Consider the following 25907-nt stretch of genomic DNA (forward strand, 5'->3'; position numbering starts at 1 on the left):
TCCAATTATTTACTGGTGTTTAAAGTTGTGTTTAACAAGTGCGGTTCGTTTTGTTTGGTTGCCTGGGTCAGTGCGATCCAGTCTGACCAGTTTAAAGAACGCGTATAACGTTCGTGGCGAAAACTCACCGGGCATCAGCCGGCCAGACCAATGGCCGGCTGATGGGGGACGATCAATGACTTGAGCGGCCGGTCATTTCCAGTGCCATGTCACTGGCGTAACTGTCGGTCATGCCGGCGATGAAATCGATCATGCGCAGAAACGAACTGTGCAGCGAACCTTGAGGGTCCGGCGCATTGTTGCCGAGCAAATCGAGAATACGCCGGCTCTTGAACGACGGCGTGCGGCCGTTGTGCTGCTCCAGCGCGGCACCGCAGAACGAATTGAGCAGAATCTCCAGTGTCGTGTACGCGCCGATCTCATGCAGGGTCTTGCGTTTGTCCTGAAAGATTTTTTTGCGCGCGATGTCCTTGGCGTTCAACACGCAGCGCTTTGCCGGCCCGTGCATGTGTTCGACCAGATCGCCGTGCAGTGTGCCGGCGAGCAGAGCATCCTGCTGTTCGACAAATGCTCGCGCTGCCGCGTTGGTCAGGTGCTCGATGGCCTTGCCGCGCAGGATCGCCAGTTTGCGCCGCCGGGAATCCTGCGGGCCGAGCTGGCGATAGGTTTCCGGCAAATCGTCGCCGACCAGACCGAGCAGCAGTGACTCGACTTCGGCGTATTCGAGCAGCTCCATTTCCAGACCGTCTTCGAGATCGATCAGCGCGTAGCAGATGTCATCGGCAGCCTCCATCAAGTACACCAATGGATGGCGTGCCCAGCGCTGGTCTTCGATTTGCGGCAGACCGAGTTTGTGCGCGATCTGTTCGAGCAATGGCAGCTCGCTTTGGTAGCAGCCGAATTTGTGTTTCTTGTAGCCGAGGGAGTCGGCGTGGCGCGCGGTCCACGGATACTTCAGGTAGGTGCCCAGCGTCGCGTAGGTCAGGCGTGTGCCGCCGTCGAACTGGTGATATTCCAGCTGCGTCAGCACGCGAAAGCCTTGAGCATTGCCTTCGAAATTGAGGAAATCACCACGCTCGGCCTCGCTCATGCCATCGAGCCAGCCACGTCCGGCGGCTTGTTGAAACCAGTGGCGAATCGCGTCTTCGCCGGAATGGCCAAACGGCGGATTGCCGATGTCATGGGCCAGGCAGGCCGACTGCACGACCATGCCGAGGTCGGCCGGGTCGCACCAGTCTGGCAGCGCGCTGCGCAAGGTTTCACCGACACGCATGCCCAGCGAGCGGCCGACGCAGCTGACTTCCAGCGAGTGGGTCAGGCGGGTATGAATGTGATCGTTGCTGGTGACCGGGTGCACTTGGGTCTTGCGCCCGAGGCGGCGAAAGGCACCGGAGAAAATGATGCGGTCATGGTCTTTGTGAAAAGGGCTGCGGCCGAGTTCTTGGGGGCTGTGCAGCGGCTTGCCGAGGCGTTCGCGGTTGAGCAGGGTTGGCCAATCCAAGGCTGAATCTCTCCGTCTGGTGACTGATCGCCCTAGCTTCCCGGTTCGGCTGCGCGCCTGCAAGCGGAACTACAGGCCTGCTGCGTCGATATCGATCAACAGCAAGCGTTCACCGTTATCGAAAAACTGCCCCGCAGTCAGGCAATACTGGTTGCTGGTGGCATCGCGATAGGTGTTCGACAGGGTCAGGCGGCGTTCTTCCCAGCCTTCGGCCAGCAGATGATAGAAATACGGTCGCCACGACCAGTTGTGCCCCAGATAGCGGTCATCGGCAAACCAGCCGTCATGGCGCCATTCGAGGTTGGGAGTCAGTTGCGTGCCGTGGCGGTCGCACTGATAAAAGCGCAGCAGCCAGGGAAACGCCTGCAATTGCGGCAACGCACTGAGCGGGGCGCGGGCCTGCGCCCATTGCTGCAGAATCGCCATCAGTTCGCTGAGCTGCTGACGCATTTGCATCAGCCGCCCGCGCTCGCTGAGTTTCTGCTTCACGTAGCGTTGCCGCAATTGCGCGAAATGCGCGACGAAGGCATCGGTAGCGAAGAATTCTTCTTGTGCCCGGGCGAAGAGAAATCCCTGCACATAGCGCGAGCCGCACTCCAGCGCGAAATTCAGCTGCGCTTCGGTTTCGACGCCTTCGGCGATGATCCAGCAGCCGGTTTTCTCGGCCATCTGGGCGAGAGCCTTGACCACATCGCTGCTCGGTCCGCCGAGGGCTGCAGCCTGAAACAGGCGCATATCGAGCTTGAGAATGTCCGGTTGCAGGGCCAGCACCCGATCCAGCTGCGAATAGCCTGCGCCGAAATCATCAATGGCGATTCTCGCCCCTGCGTCACGGTAGCGCCCGACCACGTGGGCCAGGCGTTCGCTGTTACCACCCAGTTCGGTGATTTCAAATACGATGCGCTGCGGATCAACCTCGTGTCGCGCCAGTTGTTTGAGACTTGGCAGCGCTTGATCGGCGCGCAGGCGGCTGATCCAGCGTGGTGACATGTTCAGGCTGAGAAACCACTCGGCCGGCGCTTCATGCAGGCGGCTGAGGGCGTGATCACGGATTTGCCGGTCGAGACGGCGCAAGGCAGTGGCCGGCGTGCGCGGATCGGCGAACAACGGTCCGACCGAGGTCAGTTGACCATCGCTCTGACGCAGGCGGCCCAATGCTTCGACGCCTGCAATGCGGCCGGTGGCGGTATCGATGAAAGGCTGAAAACAGGCGAGCGGTTGCCCGTCGATCACGGCAAGTCCTTAATCTTGTTTTTGGTTTGGCCGCGCTTGCCGGATAGGCACGCGGGATGGAATCTTCCGATTAGGAGATTCATCCCGGCGCTATTGCAAGAATGTAGCCAGAAGGGCGCTTCAGCGTTTGCCCGAGCTGTGCATGACCAGTCTGATCAGCGGCCCAAGCGTCGTGCCCAGACGCAGCAGTCGCGTCAAACCGCCACCACCGCTGCGTTTCGAGCCTTTGCCGGTGAGGAAACCCAGCAGCGTCACCGCTGCCACGCCCCACAACGGCGCATGCTTGATGCCGAAACCATCCTGCACGTTCTGCTTCATGCCACGCATGCGCTGCAACGGTTGCAGCACTTGCGCGGTTTCGTGGCGGATTTCCTGACGGTGCATTTCCATGCGCAGACGGATCAGCGCCTTGCGCATTTCCCGGCGCGAGCTGTTGTGCGGAAGTTCAGGCAGGCTCATGGCAGCAGGCGCTCCCGGTCGTTGGCCAGCTCTTCGAGCGTGCCGTGGAAAGGCGAGGACTCATCGAAAATCGCCGCTTTGAGGCGCAGACCGCAGAAGATCGACGCCAGCGTGTAAAACACGCACAGGCCGATGATCGCCGCCAGGCGGTAGGTGTCCCAGAAGATGATCATCACCAGCGTCGACAGACCTACCAGCAACAGCAGGGCAAAAACCAGCGCCAGGCCGGCGAACAGCAGCAGGCTGACAGTGCGTGATTTCTGCTCCTGCAGTTCGATGCCGAACAGTTCGACATGACTGTGCAGCAGGCCCAGAACGGCAGCGCCGAGGCGACGCGTGGAGGAGGCGGTGCCCGCAGTCGGGCCGGATTCACCGATCGACATGATCAGCGCCGAGTTGCCAGCAGGCCGATCAGAAAGCCGACGCCGGCAGCGATGCCCACCGACTGCCATGGGTTGGCCGACACATAGTCTTCAGTAGCGGTTACGGCCGCCTGACCGCGCTCACGCAGGGTGTCTTCGGTCACCTTCAGGGTTTCCCGGGCACGCAGCAGGCTGTCATGAATCTGGGCACGCAGCTCATCGGCCTGATCACCCGCGAGGGTCTTGGTGTGTTCGAGCAAGCGTTCGGTGTCGGCGACCAGAGTCTGGAAGTCGTTCATCAGGATTTCTTGAGCAGTCTTTGCCTTGATGCTGGCCATGGGTGGATCTCCGTAGGTGGCTTTGAAGCGTTCGAGTATGAGCCTTGCGCGAAGGTTCAGTGCAAATGCCTGGTACAACTTTTGCTGTGTCGTGGTGCGTCGCTCGGTATATGTGCGCTGTTGCCGGGCGTCCCAGCAGAAAAACTCTAATTAATTTACTAGCAGTTCGTGATCGGACATCGATAAATGCGCCAAATCAGTTCATCAACCCTGCCGTTGGATATTTGATGAGTCGTAATTTGGTGCATGAAATGCACACATGAACCGCTTTGGTGCCTTTTAGCCTTGGGTCTGCCTCCTCATGGAAAATCTGCAAAGCGCTGTGGACACGCTGGTTCACAGCTCCAACACGTTGTTCATTCTGATCGGTGCGGTGATGGTACTGGCGATGCACGCCGGTTTCGCCTTTCTGGAGGTCGGCACGGTCCGGCAGAAGAACCAGGTCAACGCGCTGGCGAAAATCCTCAGCGATTTCGCCGTCTCGACCCTGGCCTATTTCTTTATAGGCTATTGGATCTCCTATGGCGTCACCTTCATGCAACCGGCGGCGGTGCTCACGGCTGACCATGGCTATGGACTGGTGAAGTTTTTCTTTCTGCTGACCTTCGCTGCCGCGATCCCGGCGATCATTTCCGGCGGCATTGCCGAACGCGCGCGGTTTGTCCCGCAGTTGTGCGCGACGGCGCTGATCGTGGCGTTTATCTATCCGTTCTTCGAAGGGCTGATCTGGAACGGCAACTTCGGTTTGCAAGGCTGGCTGGCGGCGCAGTTTGGCGCGGCATTCCATGATTTCGCCGGCTCGGTGGTGGTGCATGCCGTGGGCGGTTGGCTGGCGTTGGCCGCTGTTCTGCTGCTCGGCCCGCGCAATGGTCGCTATCGCGATGGGCGCCTGGTCGCGTTCGCGCCGTCGAGCATTCCGTTTCTCGCACTGGGCTCGTGGATCCTGATTGTCGGCTGGTTCGGCTTCAACGTGATGAGCGCGCAAACGCTGCAAGGCGTCAGTGGCCTGGTCGCGGTCAACTCGCTGATGGCCATGGTCGGCGGTACCGTCGCGGCGTTGATCGTTGGGCGCAATGACCCGGGCTTTCTGCATAACGGTCCGTTGGCGGGATTGGTGGCGGTTTGTGCCGGATCCGACCTGATGCATCCGGTCGGTGCGCTGGTAACGGGCGCGATTGCCGGAGCCTTGTTTGTCTGGTGCTTTACCGCTGCGCAAGTCAAATGGCGTATCGATGATGTCTTGGGTGTCTGGCCGTTGCATGGTTTGTGTGGCGTGTGGGGCGGGATTGCCTGCGGCATCTTCGGTCAGTCTGCGCTGGGTGGCCTGGGCGGCGTCAGCCTGATCAGCCAGTTGATCGGCACTGCGCTTGGCGTCGCGGTGGCGCTGGTCGGCGGCTTCGTCGTCTACGGCGCGATCAAGGCATTGCATGGGCTGCGCCTGAGTCAGGAACAAGAGTATTACGGCGCCGACCTGTCGCTGCACAAGATCGGCGCGGTGAGTCAGGACTAGATTTCCTCATCATTGGCTCCGGGATAGAAACCGTGGAGCAGGCGATAGCGATCGATACGCACTTGATCGACCTTCTCCTGCACTTTGTGCGCGGGCAGGCCAAGCATGATCAGCGCGTGTGAAGCGAGCATCAGGCTCGACTCCAGAAGCTCCGGCACCACCTCGGTGGCGCCGGCAGCTCTGAGTTCCGCCGATTGGCTGTCGTCACGGGTGCGTACCAGAATCGGCACCTGTCGGTTGAGGCGGCGGGCTTCACGCAGAATGCGCAACGCCACATCACTTTGATCCACGGCAATCACCAGCAGCCTGGCGCGCAACAGGCCGACGGCTGTAAGCAGATCGCCACGCGCCGAGTCGCCGTAATGCACGTCGCTTTCCGCGGATGCGGCTTCCTGCACCCGCACCGGATCGTTGTCCAGCGCAACATAGGCTTGCCCCGCATTGCCCATGAAGCGGCCGATGGATTGGCCGACGCGACCGTAGCCGCAGATCACCACGTGCTGGTCGAGGTCGGCGTTGAGCGCGCTGATCTGTTCGATCTGCGCTTCCTGATTGGGCTTGCGGTGCAGCACGGCCGCAATGCGCGGCGCCGCACGCAACAGCAGTGGCGTGAGCAGCATCGAACAGAACGTCGCCGCGAGCAGCAGCGCCCCCGGCTCGGCCGGCAACAGACTGTTCTGCTGCATCTGCGCCATCAAGGCAAAACAGAACTCCCCGCCCTGGGCCAGGGCCAGACCGCTGCGCCACGCGGTTTCGCTGTCACTGCCGCGCCACTTCACCAGCAGCGCGACCACGGTGCCCTTGATCAGCATCAGGCCAAGCGTCAGGCCGATGATCAACAGGCTGTGACTGACGAACAGTTGCAGGTCGATGAGCATGCCGATGCTGACGAAGAACACGCCGAGCAGAATGTCGCGAAAGGGCCGGATGTCAGCTTCGATCTGGTGCCGGTAATGGCTTTCCCCGAGCAACATGCCGGCAAGGAAAGCGCCGAGTGCAGGCGACAGCCCCAGCAAGTGCGTGAGCCAGGCAGTCAGCAGCACGATCACCAGCGCCAGCAGGACGAACAGCTCCGCCGAACGCGAGGCCGCCACTTCATGAAACAGCCGTGGCAATAACCAGCGACTGGCGAGCAGCAGGCCGAAGAACAGCACCAAGGTTTTGCCCAGGGTCAACGGCAAGGCCCAATACCAGGCCTGCTCGCTGGTGCCGGCGAAGACCGGAACCAGTGTCAGCAGCAATACCGCGACAACGTCCTGAAACAGCAACACGCCGACCGCGTTCTGGCCGTGGCTGCTGAACACTTCACCAAGACTGCCCAGCTCCTTGGTCACGATCGCCGTGGATGACAGCGATAATCCGGCACCGAGCAACAGCACCGGCATCAGCGGCATGCCCAGGCCCATCAACAGGGTGCCGAGCAGCGCTGCGCTGATCAGCACTTGCTGACTGCCGAGGCGAAACACCACCTGACGCAGCGCAATCATCTTCGACAGGGAGAACTCCAGGCCCAGGGAGAACAGCAGAAACACCACGCCCAGCTCGGCGACATCCGGCAGATGTTCGCTCTCGTTGACCCAGTCGAATGCGTTCGGCCCGACCAGTAATCCCACGCACAGGTAACCCAGTACCGGCGGCAGTCGCAGGCGCCGGAACAGGGCAATCACCACCAGGGATGAGGCGAGGATGATCAACAGATTTGCAAACACGGGACACTCCGCTGTCAGGGCGTTGGCCTCTGAAGCGTAGAGGCAAAAAGTCCGCGAGGATGACGCATTTGCAATTTGCGCTGAATGATTTGCGTCAGGATTTTGCGCCGGGAGCGCTGGGTCCTTTGAGCGGCGCTGGGTCGACGAGGGTTTAGTGGCGTCCTAGAATGGGCTCACTTGTTTTCCGGTAATGCCGTCATGCCTCCTGAATGTCAACTGTTCGGCACCCTCGGGTGTCACCTGTGTGAAGTCGCCGAAGCCGAGCTGATGCCCTTCGTCGAGCATGGTCTGCTGGTTGAACTGGTGGACATTGCCGAAGACGAATCGTGGTTCGAAAAATACAGCTTGCGCATCCCGGTACTGCGGCGCGTTGACACTGGCGCGGAGCTGGATTGGCCGTTCAGTGGCGATGAAATCGCGGCGTTTTTACGATGATGGGGTTTACTACCGTTCTTCCGCTGGTCGCAGCGATACATCCTTGCGTTGGCGCTCGCTGACTTCTTCGGTTACTGTATGTCCATACAGCAATCGAGTCAGAGGGATGAACCGTGGTCAATGTCGAACAGTTGAAGAGCAGCGTTAACCGGATGTCGGTCGACGTGGTGCGCGAGGCCGTCCTCGAATTGCGCCTGGACGGGCTGGTCACGGAAGGCAAGACGCCGTTCAACAAGCTGCATTTCAACACCTGCTTTGCCGAAATCGAAGCCCTGTTTCAACGCGCCGGGTATCACAAGCAACTGGATGTGGTCGGTTATCAGGGCCTGCTGTATGCCTTGTACGATCCGGGTCGCTGGGAGGCGGTCGATGTGTTGCGCTGGCTGAAGGAGTTCACCGAAGCGGCGGCCCTCAAGTCGATTCCGGCCTGATGAAACTGCGCTAGGTGGCTTTGCCTCACTGTTGGATAATGCCGGCCTGCATTGAGGATTTCTGTTTCGTATGACCAGCCCCGTATTTTCCGCTGCGCACAATCAGGCCAGCACCTTGTATTTGCCGCCCGGTCCCTGGCTGACGGTACTCGATTGCCTGTGCGAGCACTTCAGCGCCATCGGCCGCGAACAATGGCTCGACCGGATCGCTCGCGGGCGGGTGCTGGATGCGCAGGGCCAGCCGATTGCGCTGGACTTGCCGTACAGGGAAGGTCTGCGCATTCACTACTTTCGCGAAGTGCCGGACGAGAAGCCGATTCCGGTGCTCGAGTCGATTCTCTACGCTGACGAACATCTGGTAGTGGCCGACAAACCTCATTTTCTGCCAGTAACCCCGGCCGGGGAATATGTCGAACAAACCCTGCTACGCCGGCTGATCCGTCGGCTGGACAATCCGCATCTGGTGCCGCTGCACCGCATCGACCGGCACACGGCAGGTCTGGTGATCTTCTCGGCCAACCCGCAAACCCGCTCGGCCTATCAGTCGTTGTTCCCGACGCGGCAGATCGACAAGCGCTATGAAGCGATCGCCCCGGCGCTGCCCGAGTTGAATTTCCCTTTGGTGCACAAGAGCCGGTTGGTCGATGGCGAGCCGTTTTTCCGCATGCAAGAAGGGCCTGGCGCCAGCAATACCGAAACGGCGGTCGAGGTGCGTGAGAAAAATGGTGATCTGTGGCGCTATGGCCTGTATCCCGTGACGGGCAAGAAGCATCAGTTGCGGGTGCACATGACGGCGCTGGGAGCGAGTATTTGCAACGATCCGTTTTATCCGACTGTGTTGAAAGATGTCGAGGACGACTACGCCAATCCGTTGAAGCTGCTTGCGCAGGGCCTGCGCTTCATTGACCCGGTGACCGGGGAATTGCGGGAGTTCGAGAGTCGAATCACCTTGCAGTGGTAATGCTGAAACTGCTTTCCGAGCGCCCATGAAAAAGCCCGCATGACAATGCGGGCTTTTCTGTATCCGGTAACGACGCGGAGCCTTACAGCTCTTTAACGGTACGAACCTGATCCTTGTTGATGCGGGTCTCTTTGCCGTCCAGCTGCTGGAACTCGTAGAAGCCCGAATCATCATCGTATTTCGGGGTGTCGACGGCCTGGATTTCGCGACCGTCATTCAAGGTGATCACTGTCGGCGAGGAGCAACCGGCGAGGGTTGCCAGGCCCAGTGCGAGCATGAAAGTGGCGAGGGTCCGTTGAGTCATGAGTGTGTCTCCGAATGGGAAATCTTCTGGTTACTGAGCTTGAGACGTAAACAAGGCGTGAGAGTTCCTTGGATAGTGTCAGTCTGACACAGTGTTGTGCAGATGTAACAATTCGGGGGTGTTGAGGTTGGCCAGTCGCGGGTCGTTGTCAGGGCATTGCAATGCGACGGCGCCGAGACTGCGCATCACCCTGCCCGGGCTGCGCTCGCCTGCATTCCAGGCTGCTTCGAACGCTGGCAACAGCGCCACCGGAATCACGCACAACAGCGGTTCCCAGTGCTCGCCGTGGCGCAGCATTAAAGGTTTTTCACGTTGCAGATCGGCAGTGGTCAGCATGGCTTCCAGCAACGCCGTGTCGATTCGCGGCACATCGCATGGCAACACCAGCAAATGCGCATGGCGCGCCGCTTTCAGTCCAGCACGAATACCGGCCAGCGGCCCGGGGAAATCGCCTTCATCATCCATTACCAACTGATCGGCAAACCCGGCATAACGCTCGCGATTGCGGTTGCACGAGATGATCAGATCGTCGGTCAGCGGCCGTACCTTGCGCTGGAGATGCGCGATCAACGGCTCGCCCAGCCACTCGATGAGGCCCTTGTCCTGACCGCCCATGCGTTGACCGCGTCCACCGGCCAGAAGCAGGACGGAGCAGGGTGGCAACGGCTTGTTCGAGGGCATGACGACTCTCCAGAGGGGCGGCGGAAAAATGAGCCGCTGTGATATAACACCGGGCTGTTTCCCCTACAACTGGAAGAGCCTATGAAAGCCAAGGCTGATGTACCTTTCGTGCCGCTCAATATTGCGGTGCTGACTGTCAGCGATACCCGAACCCTGGAAACCGATACCTCCGGCCAGGTCTTCGTCGATCGCTTGATCGCGGCCGGTCACGCGCTGGCCGAGCGTGTTTTGCTTAAAGATGATCTCTACAAAATTCGCGCGCAAGTCGCCAATTGGATTGCCGACGATGTGGTCCAGGTTGTGCTGATCACCGGCGGCACTGGCTTTACCGGGCGTGACAGCACGCCGGAAGCGGTGGCTTGCCTGCTCGACAAACAGGTCGACGGATTCGGCGAACTGTTCCGCCAGATCTCCGTGGCCGATATCGGCACTTCGACCGTGCAGTCCCGGGCCTTGGCTGGTCTGGCCAACGGCACGCTGGTGTGCTGCCTGCCGGGTTCGACCAATGCAGTGCGCACCGGCTGGGACGGCATTCTCGCTGAGCAACTGGACGCCCGTCATCGTCCGTGCAACTTCGTCACCCACCTGAAGCAGGCGGCGCCGTGTGAATCCCGTGGGTAAGCCGGGCAAGACCGGCAGTCTGCTGCCTGTCGAAACGGCGCTCGAGCGTTTGCTGGCCATGGCCGATGCGTCGCGCATTGTCGAGCGCGAATACTTGCCGCTGTCTCAAGTCGAAGGGCGGGTGCTGGCTGAAGATCTGATCTCGACGCTGGATCTGCCGCCGTGGCCGAACAGCGCCATGGACGGCTACGCCTTGAACCTGGCTGATTGGCAGGGCGAGCCGCTGCCGGTCAGTCAAAAGGTGTTTGCCGGGCAATCTCCGCAGTCGTTGGAACCAGGTACCTGCGCACGCATCTTTACCGGGGCGCCGTTACCGGCGGGCGCTGACTGTGTCGAGATGCAGGAAAACGCCGAAGTTCAGGCCGACGGCCGAGTGCGCTTTCTTGAGCCTTTGAAGGCCGGGCAGAACATTCGTCCGCAGGGCCAGGAAACCACGGTCGGTGAATTGGTGCTGCAAGCTGGAACCCGGCTCGGACCGATTGAGCAAGGCCTGGCTGCTTCGCTTGGCTGTGCCGGGGTTAACGTCGTGCGCAAGCCGCGGGTCGCGGTTCTGTCCACTGGGGACGAACTGGTTGAACCCGGTCAGGCATTGGGGCCGGGCCAGATCTACAACAGCAATCGCGTACTTCTGTGCAGCTGGCTGCAGCGTCTGGGCTGCGAAGTCATCGATGGCGGAATTCTTCCGGACGATCTACCCGCGACGCGGGCGCGGCTGGGCGAGCTGCAAAATGTCGATCTGATTCTGTCTACTGGCGGTGTCTCGGTCGGTGAAGCGGATTTTCTCGGCATTGCCTTGCGAGAGAAAGGCGAACTGGCCTTGTGGAAGCTGGCCATCAAGCCTGGAAAACCGTTGACGTTCGGTCATTTCCGCAACGTGCCGGTGATTGGCCTGCCCGGCAATCCCGCCTCTACGCTGGTGACGTTCGCCTTGCTGACGCGGCCTTATCTGTTGCGACGCCTGGGTGTGCAAGATGTCGAGCCGCTCAAGTTTGCAGTGCCAGCAGGCTTTGTCTGGCCGGTGGCCGGCAACCGTCGTGAATATCTGCGCGGGCGCTTGGAGCAGGGGCGGGCGATCATTTACCGCAACCAGAGTTCGGGTGTGCTGCGTAGCGCGGCGTGGGCCGACGGATTGGTGGAAATCCGAGAAGGCCGCACGCTGAGCGAGGGTGATGAAGTGAGCTTCATTCCCCTCAGTGACCTTCTGGGGTAGAGCATCTCGCCCATGCACGCGTCGGCTGATACGCACGGCGCGTGCAACGAATGATTCGGTCAGTTGCTGATCAATGTCACCAACTGGTCGAATCGGCTGTTGGCCACCCATCCCAGCAGTCCGAGGATGACAGCGGTGGCACCCGCCGAATACGCCAGGCGGTGTTTGATCGTCCGGACATCATTGAGCACTTCGTCCATATCGCGGCGCATGTATTTGAAGTGAGTCTCCAGCTCGCTGACTCGGGGTTCCATATCAAACTCTCCAGGGGTCTTGGCGCTGTTACAGAAGTCTGGTTTCTTGCTGGCACGACTTTCGGCGAGAGCGGCGACCGGGCTCACCGGTGCCTTGGTTTCATGGTTGTGCATGGAAGTTCTCGCCGATCGTATCAACTGCACGCTTGCTGGTTTTGCCATTGCTCGATTCATGGAAATAAATCGGGGGGTATCCGTTCATTACCGGCACATCCTTGTGTTAATGGGTTGAAGGTTGATGCTGCTGGCACACGGTGACCCAATGGTCGGACGGGGTCAATTAAGCCGATTCCTCTTGTTTCGTAAGAAAAAATACCGCTGTGTAGGACGCCAGCAGTTGGACGAAGAATTAATTGCCAGCGCGGTGGCTTTTTTAAGGCGCACAGTGGTCAAGATGTTTCAATCGATTTCAATTCTTGGAGTGACGTTATGAGTGAACGCCGGGCACTGCTGATCTTGCATGGCAAACAGGCACTCAACGAGGATGTCCGCGCTGCCGTCGAAGCCAAGCGTGAGCAAGGCTGGGAGCTGGCTGTGCGAGTGACCTGGGAGGCCGGCGACGCCCAGCGTCTGGTCGAGGAAGCGTTGGCGGCCGGCTACAGCAAAATCATCGCCGGTGGCGGTGATGGCACGTTGCGCGATATTGCCGAGGCGCTGGCTCAGCATCCGCAAAAAGCCAGTCTTGTGTTGCTGCCGCTGGGAACCGCCAACGATTTCTCCCGCGCCGCCGGTATTTCCCTGGAGCCTGCCGAAGCCCTTGAGCTACTGGATGTTCAGCCCTCGGATATCGATCTGGGCGAAGTGGGCGGGCAGATTTTCCTGAACATGGCGACCGGCGGATTCGGCAGCCAGGTGACCGCCAATACTTCGGAAGATCTGAAAAAGGTCTTGGGCGGCGCCGCGTATCTGTTTACCGGCCTGACCCGGTTCAGCGAACTGCATGCCGCTTACGGCGAGTTGCAAGGCCCGGATTTCCATTGGCAGGGTGAGCTGCTGGCGCTGGGTATCGGTAACGGGCGGCAGGCGGGTGGCGGCCATGTGCTGTGCCCCGAGGCACAGGTCGATGATGGTTTGCTGGACATCAGTATCCTGCCGGCACCGCAAGAACTGGTCGGCACGCTGAAGAATCTGCTGAGCGAGGGCTTCGGCCTCGACAACATGTTCGTGCGGGCGCGATTGCCGTGGGTCGAGATCAAGGTCGCCGAAGGGCTGAGCATCAATCTCGACGGCGAGCCACTGGAAGGTGACAGTCTGCGTTTTGTTGCGAAACCCGCAGCGTTGCAGGTGCACTTGCCAAAGGACTCGCCGCTATTGAGTCAACTGACGCCAGTCAGTCATCAAGACTGATGATCTGCTCGCGCACGGCGAACAGCACCAGGCCCGCCACGTCATAGATCTGCAGGCGCTTCATGATCTGTGCGCGGTGGGTTTCCACGGTCTTGACGCTCAAGCCCAGGCCGTTGGCGATTTCCCGGGTCGATTTGCCGCGCACGATCAGGCGAAGGATTTCCAGCTGGCGCGCGGTCAGATTGTGCGAATCGGCGATGTCCGGCTGGCTTTTCTGGTTGCGGGTCAGTGCCTGATTGATCACGGTGTGAGCGATGGCCGGGCTGAGATAGCGTTCGTTGTTGCGCAGGGCTTCCAGCGCGTGCTCGAGCTCGGTGGCCGTGGTGTCCTTGAGCAGGTAGCCATGGGCACCGGATTCCAGCGCCTGCATGATCAGCGCCGGATCGGTGTGCATCGACAGAATCAGCACTTTGCTCTGCGGCCGCACACGCTTGAGGCGTTGCAGCGCTTCCAGGCCACCGGTTTCCCGCATCGAGATGTCCAGCAATACGATGTCGGGGCTCAGTTGCTCGACCATTTCGAGCAATTGCGAACCATCACTGGCTTCGCCGACTACCGCGTAACCGGGAATATCCAGAACCAGAGCACGCACGCCGGCTCTGATCAGCGAGTGGTCATCCACCAGAAGTAAGTTACAAGTCAACGCATAACCTTATTCGTACTGGCCCGTTCGAGCGCTCGCGGCGCCCACGGGAAAAGTGCTTCGATTCGAGTGCCTTTGCCCGGCTCGCTGATAACGCTCAATGTGCCGCCCAACTGTTCGATGCGCTCGGCCATTCCGGCCATGCCGCGTTGACCTTCTCTGGCCGGGTCGGCCGCCGGGGCAAAACCCAGGCCGTCATCACTGATCAACAGCGTCAGACCTTGCGGCAATCGCTGTACCCGAATCAACAGGTTTTTTGCCTGTGCGTGGCGCAGGATGTTGGTCACCGCTTCCTGGGCGATGCGAAACGCGGCGACGGCCATTTCCTCGGGGATGCCGTTGAGCCGCTGCTGGCAATCGAGACTCCAGTTGACCGGCGTGTTGGCCAGTGTTTTGAGCAAATGCGCACGCAGGCTGGCTTCGAGTCCCAGGCTGGTCAATTGACGTGGATTGAGAATCGCCGAGACGTCACGCACCTTGGTCAGGGTTTCATCCAGTGTGTCACAGAGCACCTTGCATTGTTCCTGCAGATCCTCCGGCAGGCGGCGTTTGAGCCAGTCACTTTGCAGCTTGGCGGCAGTGAGCAACTGGCCGATATCGTCGTGCAATTCCCGGCTGAGGCGATGGCGCTCGTTTTCCTGAACTTGCAACAGTCGATCAGCCAGCTCTTGTGGTTGAAACTTGATCGATTTGCGCGACAAGCGATATTGCACCCAGACGCACGCGGTGGCGGCGATGTCGAGCGCCAGCAATCCCAAAGGAAGGCGTGCGGAAACAACATACGCCAGCAGACTGCCCAAGGTCGCCAGAACACACAGAACAAGTGTGAAGCGCCGGGCGTTTTCCCGAGAAGGTGGCCATGTAATGAGTGACTTGAGACTGGCGTACATAACGGATGGAGCCAATGGATGTTCGCTGCGGGCAGACCGACCGGTGACTGGCGGATCTCTGTGTGGAAATACTGTCATTTATGTTATTGATTCAAACCGCATTCATTAAGCGATCATTGACCGGCAATAACATCGAAAAGGTAACACTGAAGTCAGTATGCCATTAACCGGCAGGCAACTAACCGGCGGCATAATACCACTTAACATACCGTTGGTCGCGGTTGCTATATATGTCTATTCAGTCAGGAAATATCGGATCGTGGACGCAAGTTCCATATTGGAAAAAGCTGGAGTTGTTGTATTTGGGCCACTTCGATTTGCCTGGAAGTGTCGCTCGGTGGGCACAGGGAAAACCCTGATGGCGGCACCTGAAAATTAGCCGTTGGTCGGGCTGATTATTTGCCCCGGATTGTCGCTTTCAGGCACGAAGTATTCATTTACGACAATATCGCGACTTACCGGCTCAAGCCTGGCGCGCGGTAAAGGATGAAGAGAGCAAACGTTTGCTCACCATCTTGGGCTCGAACGAGGTTTGGCCCATTTGTGCCGCGAAGGCCTCGAGCAGATCAGTCTGTTCGCTTTTATCCAGGGTCAGCTGCCCGGTCCTGGGATCGACCAGCTCGAGCTGCCACGCCATCAAGGTCAGGCAGTCACGTAACGCATCGAGGGCCTGCTCGTGCAGATCTACGTGATCCTGCTGCAAATTGAGCAGGCTGTAGATGTGCAGGGAAAACTCGGAGATCGCTTCCAGCGCCAGTGCTTCGGCCCGGCCGGCCAGCTTCAGCAGAGTGCCGAGCATGCAGTCGATGGCATCCTTGTCATTGCTGATCAGTTGCAGATGGCTCAGGCATTCTTCGGACTTGGCGAGAAGCGTTTCGGCCTCGACCAGAAATTCGGGGAAGCGTTGCGCCCAGTCTTTACGGTCGATTGGCATGTTCATCTCCACCACGTCGTGTTGGTTGACGGATGGCCGTGTGTGGCGACGATCGTGAATCGTCGGCAGATCGCGCCCGGCGGTGCAGGTGCACGGACCGAAGGGTTCCAGAGGGTGGGTTGCCACTGAATTGCGATCGCACACAATAGCCTGACTCCGTTCATGCAATGAGAATGGCGTCACAGTAATGGCTATTGGAAATGGCGAATATCAGGTTGGGCCTGATTGATCCTAGGGGAATCCCTTAGGCGCGGGAACCTAACGTGCAAACCGAGGTCGCGCCGCAATGAATCTAGCAGATGAAATCACGATTGCCAGTAAAGCATGATGTCAGTGTGACATCAATGGCCATTTATGGCATTTTTAGCGGCGCGCTTTACAGCAATCAAGATTAGCTGAATGCAGCCGATAAACCCCCATAGTGAATTCATCAGAACAAGCCCAGGAGTCATTGATGGCCGGCATTCTCGACACGGTAGACCAACGCACGCAACTGGTGGGTGAGAATCGCCTGGAAATCCTCATGTTTCGCCTGGCCGGACGCCAGCTGTTCGCGATCAACGTGTTCAAGGTTCAGGAAGTGCTGCAACTGCCCAAGCTGACCCTGATGCCGCAGCGTCATCCCTTCGTCTGCGGCGTGGTCAATCTGCGTGGCCAGACATTGCCGGTGATCGACCTGTCCCAGGCAATCGGCATGCGCCCACTGGTGCCGGGCCCGAACAGCACGATCATCGTCACCGAATACAACCGTTCGGTGCAGGCCTTCCTCGTCGGCGGTGTCGACCGCATCGTCAACATGAACTGGGAAGCCATTCTGCCGCCGCCGACCAGTGCTGGTCGCCAGCATTATCTGACCGCGATCAGCAAGGTCGACGATCAACTGGTGGAGATCATCGACGTCGAGAAAGTCCTCGCTGAAATCGTCCCGTACAACGCCAAGGTCTCGCGGGAGAAACTCGACGATCCGGTTCTCGAGCGCGCCCGTGGCCGCGAAGTGTTGCTGGTGGACGATTCCAACGTAGCGCTTTCGCAATTGCGCGACACCCTCGGCCAGCTCGGGGTGAAAATGCACATCGCCAGCGACGGTTTGAAAGCCTTGAACATGCTCAAGGCCTGGGCCGATACCGGCGTGCACATGACCGACAAACTGCTGATGATCTTCACCGATGCGGAAATGCCGGAAATGGACGGCTATCGCCTGACCACGGAAATTCGCAACGACCCTCGCCTGCGTGGCTTGTACGTCGTGTTGCACACCTCGCTTTCCGGCAGTTTCAACGACTCGATGGTGAAGAAGGTCGGTTGCGACAACTTCCTCTCCAAATTCCAGCCGGACAAATTGGTTGATGTGGTGCGCCAGCGTCTGATGCTCGACGCTGTGCCGGCCTGAAACACGCACATCTTGCTTCCTGTGGGAGCGAGCCTGCTCGCGAAAGCGCAGGGTCGGACACATTGATGGTGAATGTGCCGGCCTCTTCGCGAGCAGGCTCGCTCCCACAGAAGTGTATTTACATTAATGACGGCTTTGATTCGGTATTGAAGCTCGTATAGGGTGGCGTTTTTCCATCAGGAAGCTGGCCATGCTGCGTCTGAGCGCGCTTTATCGTTACCCGTTGAAATCCGGCAAGGGCGAAATCCTGCAAAGCATCGAGCTGGACAAGCTCGGGCCGGTGGGCGACCGACGCTGGATGCTGGTGGACGAGGCCAGCGGGCGCTTTCTGACCCAGCGTGCCGAAGCGAAGATGAGTCAGTTGTCGGCGTTGTGGAATGTCAGCGGCGGTCTGACCCTGAGCGCTCCCGAGCAGGGTTCTATCGAAGTCGCGCTGCCCGCGGCCGACGCCGAGCTGCGCGGTGTGACGATCTGGCGTGACACCCTGCGTGTGCCGGACGCCGGTGATCTAGCCGCGCGGTTTGTCAGCGACTTCCTCGGCAAGCCGACACGTCTGGTGCAAATGCCACTCGAGCGGGCGCGCACCACGCAGTCGGGTTTCGGCAAGGATGACGATCAAGTGGCGTTCGCCGACGGTTATCCATTGCTGCTCATTGGCGAAGCCTCGCGGCTGGCACTCTCGGAAACGGTAGGGCGAGAGCTGGAGATGCTGCGCTTTCGCCCGAATCTGGTCATCGAAGGCAGCGCGCCTTACGCCGAGGACAACTGGAAACGTATTCGCATCGGCGATATCGAATTCCGCGTGGTCAAGCCGTGCGCGCGTTGCATCATGACCACTGTCGACCCGCAAACCGGTGAGCGTAGCGCCGATCGCGAGCCGTTCGCGACGTTACAGAAACATCGCTCAACCGCCGATGGCGCGATGTTCGGGCAGAATCTGGTCAACGACGGCAACGGCCGCCTGGAAGTCGGCATGCCGGTGGAAATCCTCGAATAGGTTGTCGCTGAAACGAAAAATGCCCGGGTCTTTTGGACGCGGGCATTTTTTTTGCGCAGTGAAACCGGCGGGATCAGCCGCGGTATTCGCACAGGTAAGCGGTATCAACGGCGACTTTCAGTTGGAACTTGCTGTTGGCCGGGACGTTGAACTGGCTGCCGGCGGCGAAGGTTTCCCAGTCGCTGCTGTCTGGCAGTTTTACGCTCAGCGCGCCGGAAACCACATGCATGATCTCGCGCTGGCTGGTGCCGAATTCGTATTCGCCCGGGGCCATGACGCCAATGGTCGCCGGACCTTCAGCGGTGCCAAAGGCGATCGACTTGACGGTGCCGTCGAAGTACTCGTTGACTTTAAACATGGGCGGATTCCTCGAAAAGGGCTTAAAAGGGGGCGGCCAGTATGCACAAGGCTTTTCGCGCCGTCACGCGTCTAAAGCGGCAGGACCAGCGGCAATAACCGTGCAGTATTGCGGGCATCTTCCAGCGCGCGATGTTGTTGGCCGTTGAACTGCATGCCCGCCAGTTGCAACGCGCCGTTGAGCCCCAGCGGTCGTTCCAGGCGCCGGGCCTTGGCGAAGCGCTGTTTGAGGTTCATGTGCGGGACTTTGCTCAGGCCGCTGTCGATGTTCAGGCGCTGCCACTCCTGGAGCAACTGCTGGCGATCGTAACCGCCCCAACTGGCCCAGCCTTCAAGGCGAGCCTGATGCTGCGCCAGCCAACGCTCAAAGGCCGGCCAGACTTCGCTCAGCGGTTGCGCCGAATCGATGTTGGCCTGAGTGATGTGCGTCAGCTCCCGACAGAATGGCGTCAGCAATGGCCGGCGGGTCGGTTTGACGAAGCGCTGGAAGTGATCCTGCTCGCGCCCGGCGCGGTCGACCAGGGTCGCACCGATCTCGATTATTTCCATCTCCGTGACCGGCCAGCCACCCTCGTCTGTGGTGGCTTCCAGATCTATGACCAGCCAATGGGGCATCGCAGGGTTCCTGATTTCCGCGTTCTGATTTATCAGAGCGTAGTCAAACCCCGCGCTTGTGCCCGGGCGACTACTCGACCTGCAACAGAACCTGACGATTTTTTACCTGATCGCCGACCTTCACTTGCACCCGTTTGAGCACGCCATCGATGCCGGCCTTCAACGGATGCTCCATTTTCATTGCCTCCAGTACCACCAGCAATTGACCCTTGCTGACGGTACTGCCTTCGCTGACCAGCACGTCGACAATAGCACCGTCCATCGGCGCTTTGAGGGTGCCGGAAGCGACGCTGGTCTGACTGTCGATCGGCGCATGAGTTCGATCCTCCAGGCGCAGGCTGCCCGGATGGGTGAACAGCCACAGCTGCCGATCGTGCAGACGATAGGCGTGGCGTTGGCGCAGGCCGTCGATTTCCATGGTTACCGATTGCGCGGTGTGCTTGATGATTTTCAACTCTAGCGTGCGTTCGCCCAGCTGCACGACACATTCGCCGGATTTGCGCGCCAGCACCGACAGCGTCCAGTCCTGCTCGTCACTGCCGAGTCGATAGTGCAACGGCACGCTGGCGTTGTTGCGCCAGCCGGTCAGCGGGGCGCGATGGGGCAGGGCGCTGGCCTGATAGAACAACACCACAGCAATCGCCAGTTGCTCCGTCGTCGGCACATAAGTGTTGAGGCTGGCATGGCTGGAAAAATGGTGCTGGATGAAGGCGGTGCTGAAATCGCCGCTGATGAACTGCGGATGTTGCAGCAGGCCCTCGAGCAAACGTTGATTGCTTTGCACGCCGAGCAGCACGGTGTCCTGCACCGTACGCAACAGCTTGCGCCGCGCCTCTTCGCGGGTGGCGCCGTGTGCGATCAGTTTGCCCAGCATCGGGTCGTAGAACGGGCTGACCGACTGACCTTCAAGCAGACCGTGATCGATCCGTGCGCCGTGATCAGAAGCCGGCTGCCATGCGGCAATTCGGCCGGTTTGCGGGAGAAAATCCGCAGCGGGATCTTCAGCGTAGAGGCGCACTTCCATAGCGTGACCGTCGAGACGGATCTGCTCCTGGGTCAGCGGCAGCGGCTGGCCCTCGGCAACCAGCAGTTGCCACGCGACCAGATCGAGGCCGGTGATCAATTCCGTCACCGGATGCTCGACCTGCAGACGGGTGTTCATCTCCAGAAAGTAGAACTGCCCGCGCGCGTCGAGCAGGAACTCCACGGTGCCAGCGCCGACGTAATCCACCGCGCGCCCGGCCTTAAGCGCCGCTTCGCCCATGGCCTGGCGCAGCTCGGCGGTCATCACCGGGCACGGCGCTTCTTCGATGACTTTCTGATGGCGGCGCTGGATCGAGCAATCACGTTCGCCGAGATAGACCAGATGCCCGTGCTGGTCGCCGAACAGCTGTACTTCGACATGGCGTGGCTCGACCAACGCTTGCTCGAGAATCAACTCGTCACTGCCGAAACCGTTCATTGCTTCGGACCGCGCGGTACGCAGTTGCGCCGCCAGTTCGCTGGCCTCGTGCACCAGACGCATGCCGCGTCCGCCGCCACCGGCGCTGGCCTTGATCATCAGCGGATAACCGATCCGCGCGGCTTCGGCCAGCAGCGTCGCGTCGTCCTGCGCTGCTCCTTGATAGCCGGCAATGCATGGCACGCCCGCGTCGAGCATGGCAATTTTCGACAGGCGTTTGCTGCCCATCAGTTCGATGGCTTTGACGCTGGGGCCGATGAAAATCAGCCCGGCTTCGGCGCAGGCGCGGGCGAAATCGGCGTTTTCCGAGAGGAAGCCGTAGCCGGGGTGAATTGCATCGGCGCCGGCGCGTCGGGCGGCGTCGATGATCGCCGCGATGTTTAGGTAAGACTGCTGCACCGGCGCCGGGCCGATGTGCACGGCCTGATCGGCCATTTGCACGTGTAGCGCATCGGCGTCGGCGTCGCTGAACACGGCGACGGTGCGATAGCCCAGCGCCTGGACCGTGCGCTGGATGCGGCAGGCGATTTCACCGCGGTTGGCGATCAGGATTTTGTGGAGGGTAGGCATGGTGGGGTTCCTGAAATGATAGCGGTGAAAGGGATGGCCTCTTCGCGAGCAGGCTCGCTCCCACATTTGGAACGCATTTCAACCGCGAATTCGGGCGCTCCTGAGTTTTGGGCGGCGAAGGTGCGGGCCTCTTCGCGAGCAGGCTCGCTCCCACATTTGGAAYGCATTTCGACCTGTGGGAGCGAGCCTGCTCGCGAAGCTTTTAGCTGACCCACCGAGGGTTACGTTTCTGCATAAATGCCATGGTCCCCTCGATTCCTTCGTCTCCGGTCACCGCCGCGCTGAACCACTGCGCCGCCTCATCGAGCAATGCGCTCGACGGCTGTCCGGCACTCGCCAGCAACAATTTTTTCGTCATCGCATTCGCTTCCGGTGCGCAGCGCAGCACCTGTTGCAACACCTCATCCAGTCGCTCGGCCAACGCTTGCGCATCCTGTTCAACGAAATGCACCAGCCCCAATCGCTGCGCCTCGGCGCCATCGAAACGCGCCGCCGTCAGCGCGAGTCGGCGGGTTTCGGTCAAGCCGAGCCGTTGCACCACAAACGGTGCGATTTGCGCCGGGATCAGGCCAAGGCTGGTTTCCGGCAAGCCGAACTGCGCCTTGTGACCGCTAATCGCAATATCGCTGACGCAAGCCAGGCCGAAGCCGCCGCCGAGCACGGCGCCTTGCAGCACAGTGATCAGCACTTGCGGCGCATGTTGGGCTTGTTCCAGCAGCGCGCCAAACGCCCGGTTCAACTCGCGGTAAGCGTCCGCGCCCTGAGCCCGGGCATTGGCCATGTCCTTGATGTCGCCACCGGCGCAGAAGTGCCCGCCGGCACCGCTGAGCACCAAGGCCCGCACTGAGCGGTCATCACGCACCGCCGCCAGCACCGCGCGCAGTTCGGCGACCATTTGCAGGCTCATCGCGTTGCGGCTGTCCGGGCGGTTGAGGGTGATGTGCAGCACGCCACCATGCAGCTCCAGCAACAGCGTCTGGCAATCGGGCAGGCCGCTCATTTCTTTTTCCCCGGCAGGATGCCCATCAGTTTGCAGATGATCCCCAGCATGATTTCGTCGGCACCGCCGCCAATCGAGACCAGGCGCACATCGCGATAGGCGCGGGCCACCGGGTTGTCCCACATGAAGCCCATGCCGCCCCAATATTGCAGGCAGCTGTCGCTGACTTCACGGCCGAGGCGTCCGGCCTTTAGCTTGGCCATCGACGCCAGGCGCGTTACGTCCTGACCTTTGATGTATTGCTCGGTGGCCTGATAGACCAGGGCGCGCAGGCATTCGATTTCGGTCTGCAATTCGGCGAGGCGGAAGTGGATCACCTGGTTGTCGATCAGCGCGTTGCCGAAGGTCTTGCGCTCCTTGCAGTACTCGATGGTGCTGTCGATGCAATATTCCAGGCCCTTGATCATGTTCGCCGCGCCGAACAGACGTTCTTCCTGGAACTGCAGCATCTGCATCATGAACCCCGCGCCTTCATGGCCGATGCGGTTGCGCTGGGGCACGCGCACGTTGTCGAAGAACACCTGCGCGGTTTCCGAGCTGCGCATGCCGAGCTTGTCCAGGTGCGAACTGAGGCTGATTCCCGGGGTGTTCATCGGCACCATGATCAGCGACTTGTTGATGTGCGGCTTGTCGTCCGAGGTGTTGGCCAGCAGGCAGATGAAATCGGCGCTCGGCGAGTTGGTGATCCACATCTTGCTGCCGTTGATCACGTAGTCATCGCCGTCCTTGCGTGCCGTGGTTTTCAGCCCGGCGACATCGGAGCCGGCGCCGACTTCGGAAACGCCGATGCAGCCGACCTGTTCGCCGGTGATGGCCGGCCGGAGGAACTCTTCGCGCAGTTCATCGGAGCCGAAGCGCGCCAGCGCCGGGGTGCACATATCGGTCTGCACGCCGATCGACATCGGAATCCCGCCGCAATGAATGGTGCCGAACTCTTCGGCGGCGACGATCGAATAGCTGTAATCGAGGCCCATGCCGCCGAATTTTTCCGGCTTGGAAATGCCCAGCAGGCCCAGCTCACCGGCCTTGCGGAAAATTTCGTGGATGGGAAAACGTCCGGCCTTTTCCCACTCTTCGACGTGCGGGTTGATCTCGTGCGTGACGAACTGGCGGACGGTGCGGCGCAGGGCTTCGTGTTCCGGGGTGAAAATCATTGTTGTTGTTCTCCGTAGGATCCGTGGCGGTCAGAAGCGGCTGACGCCGAAGCTGTTGGGTTGCAGCGTACGCCTGTCGGCTTCGTGGCATATATCCAGCAAGTAGCCAAGCAGGGTGCGGGTGTCGCGCGGGTCGATCAGGCCGTCGTCCCACAGGTTGGCGCTGCCGTACAGTGCGGTGGACTGGCTGTCGAGTTTCTGCGCGGTCATCTGTTCGAGCATGTCGAGCATTTTCGGATCGGGCTCGATGCCGTCCTTGAGCTGTTTGGCCTCAGTGACGATGCGCAGAACCTTGCCGGCCTGAGCGCCGCCCATCACCGCTGTGCGGCTGTTGGGCCAGGCGAAAATGAAACGCGGATCGAGCCCGCGTCCGCACATGGCGTAGTTGCCGGCGCCGTAGGAGCCGCCGACGACGATGGTCAGTTTAGGCACCCGTGCGTTGGCCACCGCCTGGATCAGTTTCGAGCCGTGCTTGATCACGCCTTGCTGTTCCGATTCGGTGCCGACCATGAAACCCGTGGTGTTGTGGAAAAACAGCAGCGGCGTCTGGTTCTGGTCGCACAACTGGATGAACTGCGCCGCCTTGCTCGCACCTTGCGGGGTGATCGGGCCGTTGTTGCCGATGAAGCCGCAGGCGCGGCCCTGGATTTTCAGTTGGCCGCAAAGGGTTTGCTGATCGAACTCGCCTTTGAATTCGAGAAAGTCCGACTCGTCAGCAATCCGCGCGATGATTTCGCGCACGTCGTAGGGTTTTTTTGCATCATCCGGGATCAGCCCGAGCAGTTCGTCGATGGGGTAGAGCGGTTCTTTGAATTGCGGCTCCGGCAGCCACGGCAACTGCTCGTTCCATGGCAGCATGCGCATGATGTCGCGGACTTGGCGTATGCCGTCAGCGTCGTTTTCAGCGAGATATTCGGCAGTGCCGGCGACTTGCGCGTGCATTTCGGCGCCTCCGAGTTCTTCATCGGTGGCCACTTCGCCGGTCGCCGCTTTGAGCAACGGTGGGCCAGCGAGAAACAGCTTGGCCTTGCCGCGCACCACCACCACGTAATCCGACAACCCCGGTTGATAGGCGCCGCCTGCGGTGGCCGAGCCGTGCACCACGGTGATCTGCGGCAAACCCATCGCTGACATGCGCGCCTGATTGGCGAAACTGCGCGCGCCTTCGACAAAAATCTCCGCCGCGTAGTTGAGATTGGCACCGCCGCTTTCGGCGAGGGTGATCATCGGCAGTTTGTTTTCCCGAGCGATCTGTTGCAGGCGCAGGGATTTTTTCAGGCCGCTCGGCGAGATCGTGCCACCCTTGATCGCGCTGTTGTTGGCGACCACCATCGCGCGGATGCCGCAGACATAACCGATGCCGGCAATCAGCCCGCCACCGGCCGAACTGCCGTCCTTGTCGTCATGCAACTTGTAGCCGGCGAGGCTGGCCAGTTCGAGGAACGGCGCGCCGGGGTCGAGCAAAAGGTTCAAGCGCTCGCGGGGCAACAGTTGCCCGCGTTTGCTGAATTTTTCTTTGGCTTCGGCGGCCTTGTTCAACAGGTTCTGTTCAAGCTGCTGCACCTGCTCGATGGCGGCGAGCATGGCCGCGCGGTTGCGCGCGAACGCTTCGCTGTGCGGATCGAGTTGCGACTGAATCTGCGCCATGGCTTATTCCTTGTCCTTGAGCACGTCGGGACGCAACACTTCTGGTAAATACGCGCGGTGGAAACCATTGAACGATTCGCTGTGGCTGGCCTTGTGCAGCGGCCAGGCGCGACTGCCGAGGCTGGCGGCGCCGTCGATTTTCACTGTGGTGCCGCTGATGAATGCCGCCGCCGGGCTGAGCAGAAACACGATCGCCGCACTGACTTCCGATTCGGTGCCGATACGCTTGAGCGGCACATGCTCGCGCAGGGTCGGAATCACCGCTTTGAATGCGCCCTCGTAAGTGTCCATGCCGCTGGACGCAATCCAGCCCGGCGCCACGGCGTTGACCCGGACCCCGGCGTAACCCCACTCGAACGCGGCGGTCTTGGTGAAATTGTCCATGCCCGAACGCGCTGCCCCCGAGTGGCCCATGCCGGGCATGCCGCCCCACATGTCAGCGAGCATGTTGACGATGCTGCCGCCGTGTTTGCTCATCGACTGGTTGAACACTTCGCGGGCCATCAGAAAGCCGCCGACCAGGTTGGTCCGCAGCACGGTTTCAAAGCCCTTCTGATTGATCGAGGCCAAGGGCGACGGGTACTGGCCGCCGGCATTGTTGACCAGACCGTGGATCGGCCCGTGTTCGGCGATCAGCTCTTTGACCAGTTGCTTGACCGCTTCTTCATCGCGGATATCGCAGGCCTTCCAGTGCGCGCGGCCGCCGTCGTCGGTGATTTCGGCGGCGACTTTTTCCAGCTTTTCCGGCTTGCGCCCGACCAGCAGCACATTGGCGCCGAGGGCCGCCAGTTCATGGGCGGTGCAGCGACCGATGCCGCTGCCGCCACCGGTGACAATCAGGTTCTGGCCGCTGAACAGATCGGCGCGAAAAATCGACGCGTAAGCCATGCAC

28 protein-coding genes are annotated in these 25907 nt (G+C 60.3%); 9 read left to right on the forward strand and 19 right to left on the reverse strand.

The window, feature by feature from the left end:
- Positions 1-172: 172 nt before the first annotated feature.
- From ASG55_RS17105 to ASG55_RS17125, 5 genes are all read right to left on the reverse strand, one after another.
- The gene (locus ASG55_RS17105; protein ID WP_016770846.1) at positions 173-1501 is read right to left on the reverse strand and encodes a deoxyguanosinetriphosphate triphosphohydrolase; all 1329 of its coding nucleotides are present in this window, start codon (positions 1499-1501) and stop codon (positions 173-175) included.
- Between the two features lie 69 nt (positions 1502-1570).
- Positions 1571-2734 carry an EAL domain-containing protein gene (locus tag ASG55_RS17110; RefSeq protein ID WP_041478435.1) on the reverse strand — a complete coding sequence of 388 codons (1164 nt, stop codon included), beginning with the start codon at positions 2732-2734 and terminating at the stop codon, positions 1571-1573.
- 120 nt (positions 2735-2854) lie between these two features.
- Positions 2855-3193, reverse strand: coding sequence for a hypothetical protein (locus tag ASG55_RS17115; RefSeq protein ID WP_041478436.1), 339 nt, complete (start codon positions 3191-3193; stop codon positions 2855-2857).
- Positions 3190-3576, reverse strand: coding sequence for a phage holin family protein (locus ASG55_RS17120; RefSeq protein ID WP_008079909.1), 387 nt, complete (start codon positions 3574-3576; stop codon positions 3190-3192). Before ASG55_RS17120 ends, ASG55_RS17115 begins: the two co-directional genes overlap by 4 nt.
- Before the next feature lie 2 nt (positions 3577-3578).
- Positions 3579-3893: a DUF883 family protein gene (locus ASG55_RS17125; RefSeq protein WP_016770842.1), complete on the reverse strand. Its 315-nt coding sequence runs from the start codon at positions 3891-3893 to the stop codon at positions 3579-3581.
- Between the two features lie 301 nt (positions 3894-4194).
- Between ASG55_RS17125 and ASG55_RS17130 the strand changes: the two genes are divergently transcribed.
- Complete coding sequence (locus tag ASG55_RS17130) at positions 4195-5403, forward strand: ammonium transporter (protein ID WP_056788513.1); 1209 nt, start codon at positions 4195-4197, stop codon at positions 5401-5403.
- Here the strand turns inward: ASG55_RS17130 and ASG55_RS17135 are convergent.
- On the reverse strand, positions 5400-7112 hold the full coding sequence (locus ASG55_RS17135) for a cation:proton antiporter (protein WP_056788514.1): 1713 nt from the start codon (positions 7110-7112) through the stop codon (positions 5400-5402). The two genes, ASG55_RS17130 and ASG55_RS17135, sit on opposite strands and share 4 nt — an antisense overlap.
- A 198-nt stretch (positions 7113-7310) precedes the next feature.
- On the opposite strand from ASG55_RS17135, the gene ASG55_RS17140 reads away from it, so the two are divergent.
- From ASG55_RS17140 to ASG55_RS17150, 3 genes are all read left to right on the forward strand, one after another.
- Positions 7311-7547, forward strand: coding sequence for a glutaredoxin family protein (locus ASG55_RS17140; protein WP_016770838.1), 237 nt, complete (start codon positions 7311-7313; stop codon positions 7545-7547).
- A gap of 113 nt (positions 7548-7660) precedes the next feature.
- Complete coding sequence (locus ASG55_RS17145) at positions 7661-7978, forward strand: hypothetical protein (RefSeq protein ID WP_016770837.1); 318 nt, start codon at positions 7661-7663, stop codon at positions 7976-7978.
- A 70-nt stretch (positions 7979-8048) separates the two neighbouring features.
- A complete protein-coding gene (locus tag ASG55_RS17150; protein ID WP_056788516.1) occupies positions 8049-8939 on the forward strand; it encodes a pseudouridine synthase in 891 nt (296 codons plus the stop codon).
- A gap of 82 nt (positions 8940-9021) precedes the next feature.
- On the opposite strand, the gene ASG55_RS17155 is transcribed toward ASG55_RS17150, so the two are convergent.
- Both ASG55_RS17155 and mobA read right to left on the reverse strand, forming a co-directional pair.
- Complete coding sequence (locus tag ASG55_RS17155) at positions 9022-9243, reverse strand: YgdI/YgdR family lipoprotein (protein WP_016770600.1); 222 nt, start codon at positions 9241-9243, stop codon at positions 9022-9024.
- A 78-nt stretch (positions 9244-9321) separates the two neighbouring features.
- Positions 9322-9924 (reverse strand): molybdenum cofactor guanylyltransferase MobA, encoded by a 603-nt coding sequence (mobA, locus tag ASG55_RS17160; protein WP_056788518.1) that lies wholly within the window; start codon positions 9922-9924, stop codon positions 9322-9324.
- A gap of 81 nt (positions 9925-10005) precedes the next feature.
- Between mobA and moaB the strand changes: the two genes are divergently transcribed.
- Positions 10006-10545: a molybdenum cofactor biosynthesis protein B gene (moaB, locus tag ASG55_RS17165; RefSeq protein WP_016770598.1), complete on the forward strand. Its 540-nt coding sequence runs from the start codon at positions 10006-10008 to the stop codon at positions 10543-10545.
- The gene (locus ASG55_RS17170) at positions 10529-11755 is read left to right on the forward strand and encodes a molybdopterin molybdotransferase MoeA (RefSeq protein WP_056788519.1); all 1227 of its coding nucleotides are present in this window, start codon (positions 10529-10531) and stop codon (positions 11753-11755) included. The genes moaB and ASG55_RS17170 overlap by 17 nt, the downstream gene beginning before the upstream one ends.
- Before the next feature lie 59 nt (positions 11756-11814).
- Here the strand turns inward: ASG55_RS17170 and ASG55_RS27070 are convergent, their stop codons facing one another.
- On the reverse strand, positions 11815-12123 hold the full coding sequence (locus tag ASG55_RS27070) for a hypothetical protein (RefSeq protein WP_172834003.1): 309 nt from the start codon (positions 12121-12123) through the stop codon (positions 11815-11817).
- A gap of 315 nt (positions 12124-12438) precedes the next feature.
- On the opposite strand from ASG55_RS27070, the gene yegS reads away from it, so the two are divergent.
- A complete protein-coding gene (gene yegS, locus ASG55_RS17180) occupies positions 12439-13356 on the forward strand; it encodes a lipid kinase YegS (protein ID WP_041478444.1) in 918 nt (305 codons plus the stop codon).
- Here yegS and ASG55_RS17185 read toward each other — a convergent pair.
- From ASG55_RS17185 to ASG55_RS17195, 3 genes are all read right to left on the reverse strand, one after another.
- Positions 13340-13999, reverse strand: coding sequence for a response regulator (locus ASG55_RS17185; protein ID WP_056788523.1), 660 nt, complete (start codon positions 13997-13999; stop codon positions 13340-13342). The genes yegS and ASG55_RS17185 overlap by 17 nt on opposite strands.
- Entirely contained in the window at positions 13996-14889 is an 894-nt protein-coding gene (locus ASG55_RS17190; protein WP_024013690.1) for a sensor histidine kinase, read from the reverse strand. Before ASG55_RS17190 ends, ASG55_RS17185 begins: the two co-directional genes overlap by 4 nt.
- Positions 14890-15352: 463 nt before the next feature.
- A complete protein-coding gene (locus ASG55_RS17195) occupies positions 15353-15823 on the reverse strand; it encodes a hypothetical protein (RefSeq protein WP_056788632.1) in 471 nt (156 codons plus the stop codon).
- 454 nt (positions 15824-16277) lie between these two features.
- Between ASG55_RS17195 and ASG55_RS17200 the strand changes: the two genes are divergently transcribed.
- Positions 16278-17213, forward strand: coding sequence for a chemotaxis protein CheV (locus tag ASG55_RS17200; protein ID WP_016770829.1), 936 nt, complete (start codon positions 16278-16280; stop codon positions 17211-17213).
- 190 nt (positions 17214-17403) lie between these two features.
- On the forward strand, positions 17404-18210 hold the full coding sequence (locus ASG55_RS17205; RefSeq protein WP_056788525.1) for an MOSC domain-containing protein: 807 nt from the start codon (positions 17404-17406) through the stop codon (positions 18208-18210).
- A gap of 73 nt (positions 18211-18283) precedes the next feature.
- Here the strand turns inward: ASG55_RS17205 and ppnP are convergent, their stop codons facing one another.
- From ppnP to ASG55_RS17240, 7 genes are all read right to left on the reverse strand, one after another.
- Positions 18284-18568: a pyrimidine/purine nucleoside phosphorylase gene (gene ppnP, locus ASG55_RS17210; protein ID WP_039759849.1), complete on the reverse strand. Its 285-nt coding sequence runs from the start codon at positions 18566-18568 to the stop codon at positions 18284-18286.
- Positions 18569-18639: 71 nt separating this feature from the next.
- A complete protein-coding gene (locus tag ASG55_RS17215) occupies positions 18640-19182 on the reverse strand; it encodes an exonuclease domain-containing protein (protein WP_024013686.1) in 543 nt (180 codons plus the stop codon).
- A 70-nt stretch (positions 19183-19252) separates the two neighbouring features.
- A complete protein-coding gene (locus tag ASG55_RS17220; protein ID WP_056788528.1) occupies positions 19253-21214 on the reverse strand; it encodes an acetyl/propionyl/methylcrotonyl-CoA carboxylase subunit alpha in 1962 nt (653 codons plus the stop codon).
- 202 nt (positions 21215-21416) lie between these two features.
- Positions 21417-22214 (reverse strand): enoyl-CoA hydratase/isomerase family protein, encoded by a 798-nt coding sequence (locus tag ASG55_RS17225; RefSeq protein ID WP_056788531.1) that lies wholly within the window; start codon positions 22212-22214, stop codon positions 21417-21419.
- Positions 22211-23368, reverse strand: a complete 1158-nt coding sequence (gene atuD / locus ASG55_RS17230; protein ID WP_056788533.1) for a citronellyl-CoA dehydrogenase — start codon at positions 23366-23368, stop codon at positions 22211-22213. Before atuD ends, ASG55_RS17225 begins: the two co-directional genes overlap by 4 nt.
- Positions 23369-23398: 30 nt before the next feature.
- The gene (locus ASG55_RS17235; RefSeq protein ID WP_056788535.1) at positions 23399-25015 is read right to left on the reverse strand and encodes an acyl-CoA carboxylase subunit beta; all 1617 of its coding nucleotides are present in this window, start codon (positions 25013-25015) and stop codon (positions 23399-23401) included.
- A gap of 3 nt (positions 25016-25018) precedes the next feature.
- Positions 25019-25903: an SDR family oxidoreductase gene (locus ASG55_RS17240; protein ID WP_056788538.1), complete on the reverse strand. Its 885-nt coding sequence runs from the start codon at positions 25901-25903 to the stop codon at positions 25019-25021.
- Positions 25904-25907: the final 4 nt, after the last annotated feature.

Origin of the sequence: Pseudomonas sp. Leaf434 (assembly GCF_001425545.1) — a bacterium.
GTDB lineage: Bacteria > Pseudomonadota > Gammaproteobacteria > Pseudomonadales > Pseudomonadaceae > Aquipseudomonas > Aquipseudomonas siliginis.

Excerpts from the sequence above, each read along its gene's own strand:
- ASG55_RS27070 (WP_172834003.1), bottom strand. The coding sequence starts at position 12,123 with ATGCACAACCATGAAACCAAGGCACCGGTGAGCCCGGTCGCCGCTCTC.
- ASG55_RS17205 (WP_056788525.1), top strand. The coding sequence starts at position 17,404 with ATGCTGCGTCTGAGCGCGCTTTATCGTTACCCGTTGAAATCCGGCAAG.
- ASG55_RS17200 (WP_016770829.1), top strand. The coding sequence starts at position 16,278 with ATGGCCGGCATTCTCGACACGGTAGACCAACGCACGCAACTGGTGGGT.
- atuD (WP_056788533.1), bottom strand. The coding sequence starts at position 23,368 with ATGATTTTCACCCCGGAACACGAAGCCCTGCGCCGCACCGTCCGCCAG.
- mobA (WP_056788518.1), bottom strand. The coding sequence starts at position 9,924 with ATGCCCTCGAACAAGCCGTTGCCACCCTGCTCCGTCCTGCTTCTGGCC.
- ASG55_RS17195 (WP_056788632.1), bottom strand. The coding sequence starts at position 15,823 with ATGCCAATCGACCGTAAAGACTGGGCGCAACGCTTCCCCGAATTTCTG.
- ASG55_RS17240 (WP_056788538.1), bottom strand. The coding sequence starts at position 25,903 with ATGGCTTACGCGTCGATTTTTCGCGCCGATCTGTTCAGCGGCCAGAAC.
- moaB (WP_016770598.1), top strand. The coding sequence starts at position 10,006 with ATGAAAGCCAAGGCTGATGTACCTTTCGTGCCGCTCAATATTGCGGTG.
- ASG55_RS17120 (WP_008079909.1), bottom strand. The coding sequence starts at position 3,576 with ATGTCGATCGGTGAATCCGGCCCGACTGCGGGCACCGCCTCCTCCACG.
- ppnP (WP_039759849.1), bottom strand. The coding sequence starts at position 18,568 with ATGTTTAAAGTCAACGAGTACTTCGACGGCACCGTCAAGTCGATCGCC.
- ASG55_RS17130 (WP_056788513.1), top strand. The coding sequence starts at position 4,195 with ATGGAAAATCTGCAAAGCGCTGTGGACACGCTGGTTCACAGCTCCAAC.
- ASG55_RS17125 (WP_016770842.1), bottom strand. The coding sequence starts at position 3,893 with ATGGCCAGCATCAAGGCAAAGACTGCTCAAGAAATCCTGATGAACGAC.
- ASG55_RS17190 (WP_024013690.1), bottom strand. The coding sequence starts at position 14,889 with ATGTACGCCAGTCTCAAGTCACTCATTACATGGCCACCTTCTCGGGAA.
- ASG55_RS17155 (WP_016770600.1), bottom strand. The coding sequence starts at position 9,243 with ATGACTCAACGGACCCTCGCCACTTTCATGCTCGCACTGGGCCTGGCA.
- ASG55_RS17115 (WP_041478436.1), bottom strand. The coding sequence starts at position 3,193 with ATGAGCCTGCCTGAACTTCCGCACAACAGCTCGCGCCGGGAAATGCGC.
- ASG55_RS17225 (WP_056788531.1), bottom strand. The coding sequence starts at position 22,214 with ATGAGCGGCCTGCCCGATTGCCAGACGCTGTTGCTGGAGCTGCATGGT.
- ASG55_RS17150 (WP_056788516.1), top strand. The coding sequence starts at position 8,049 with ATGACCAGCCCCGTATTTTCCGCTGCGCACAATCAGGCCAGCACCTTG.
- ASG55_RS17140 (WP_016770838.1), top strand. The coding sequence starts at position 7,311 with ATGCCTCCTGAATGTCAACTGTTCGGCACCCTCGGGTGTCACCTGTGT.
- ASG55_RS17215 (WP_024013686.1), bottom strand. The coding sequence starts at position 19,182 with ATGCCCCATTGGCTGGTCATAGATCTGGAAGCCACCACAGACGAGGGT.
- ASG55_RS17235 (WP_056788535.1), bottom strand. The coding sequence starts at position 25,015 with ATGGCGCAGATTCAGTCGCAACTCGATCCGCACAGCGAAGCGTTCGCG.
- ASG55_RS17220 (WP_056788528.1), bottom strand. The coding sequence starts at position 21,214 with ATGCCTACCCTCCACAAAATCCTGATCGCCAACCGCGGTGAAATCGCC.
- yegS (WP_041478444.1), top strand. The coding sequence starts at position 12,439 with ATGAGTGAACGCCGGGCACTGCTGATCTTGCATGGCAAACAGGCACTC.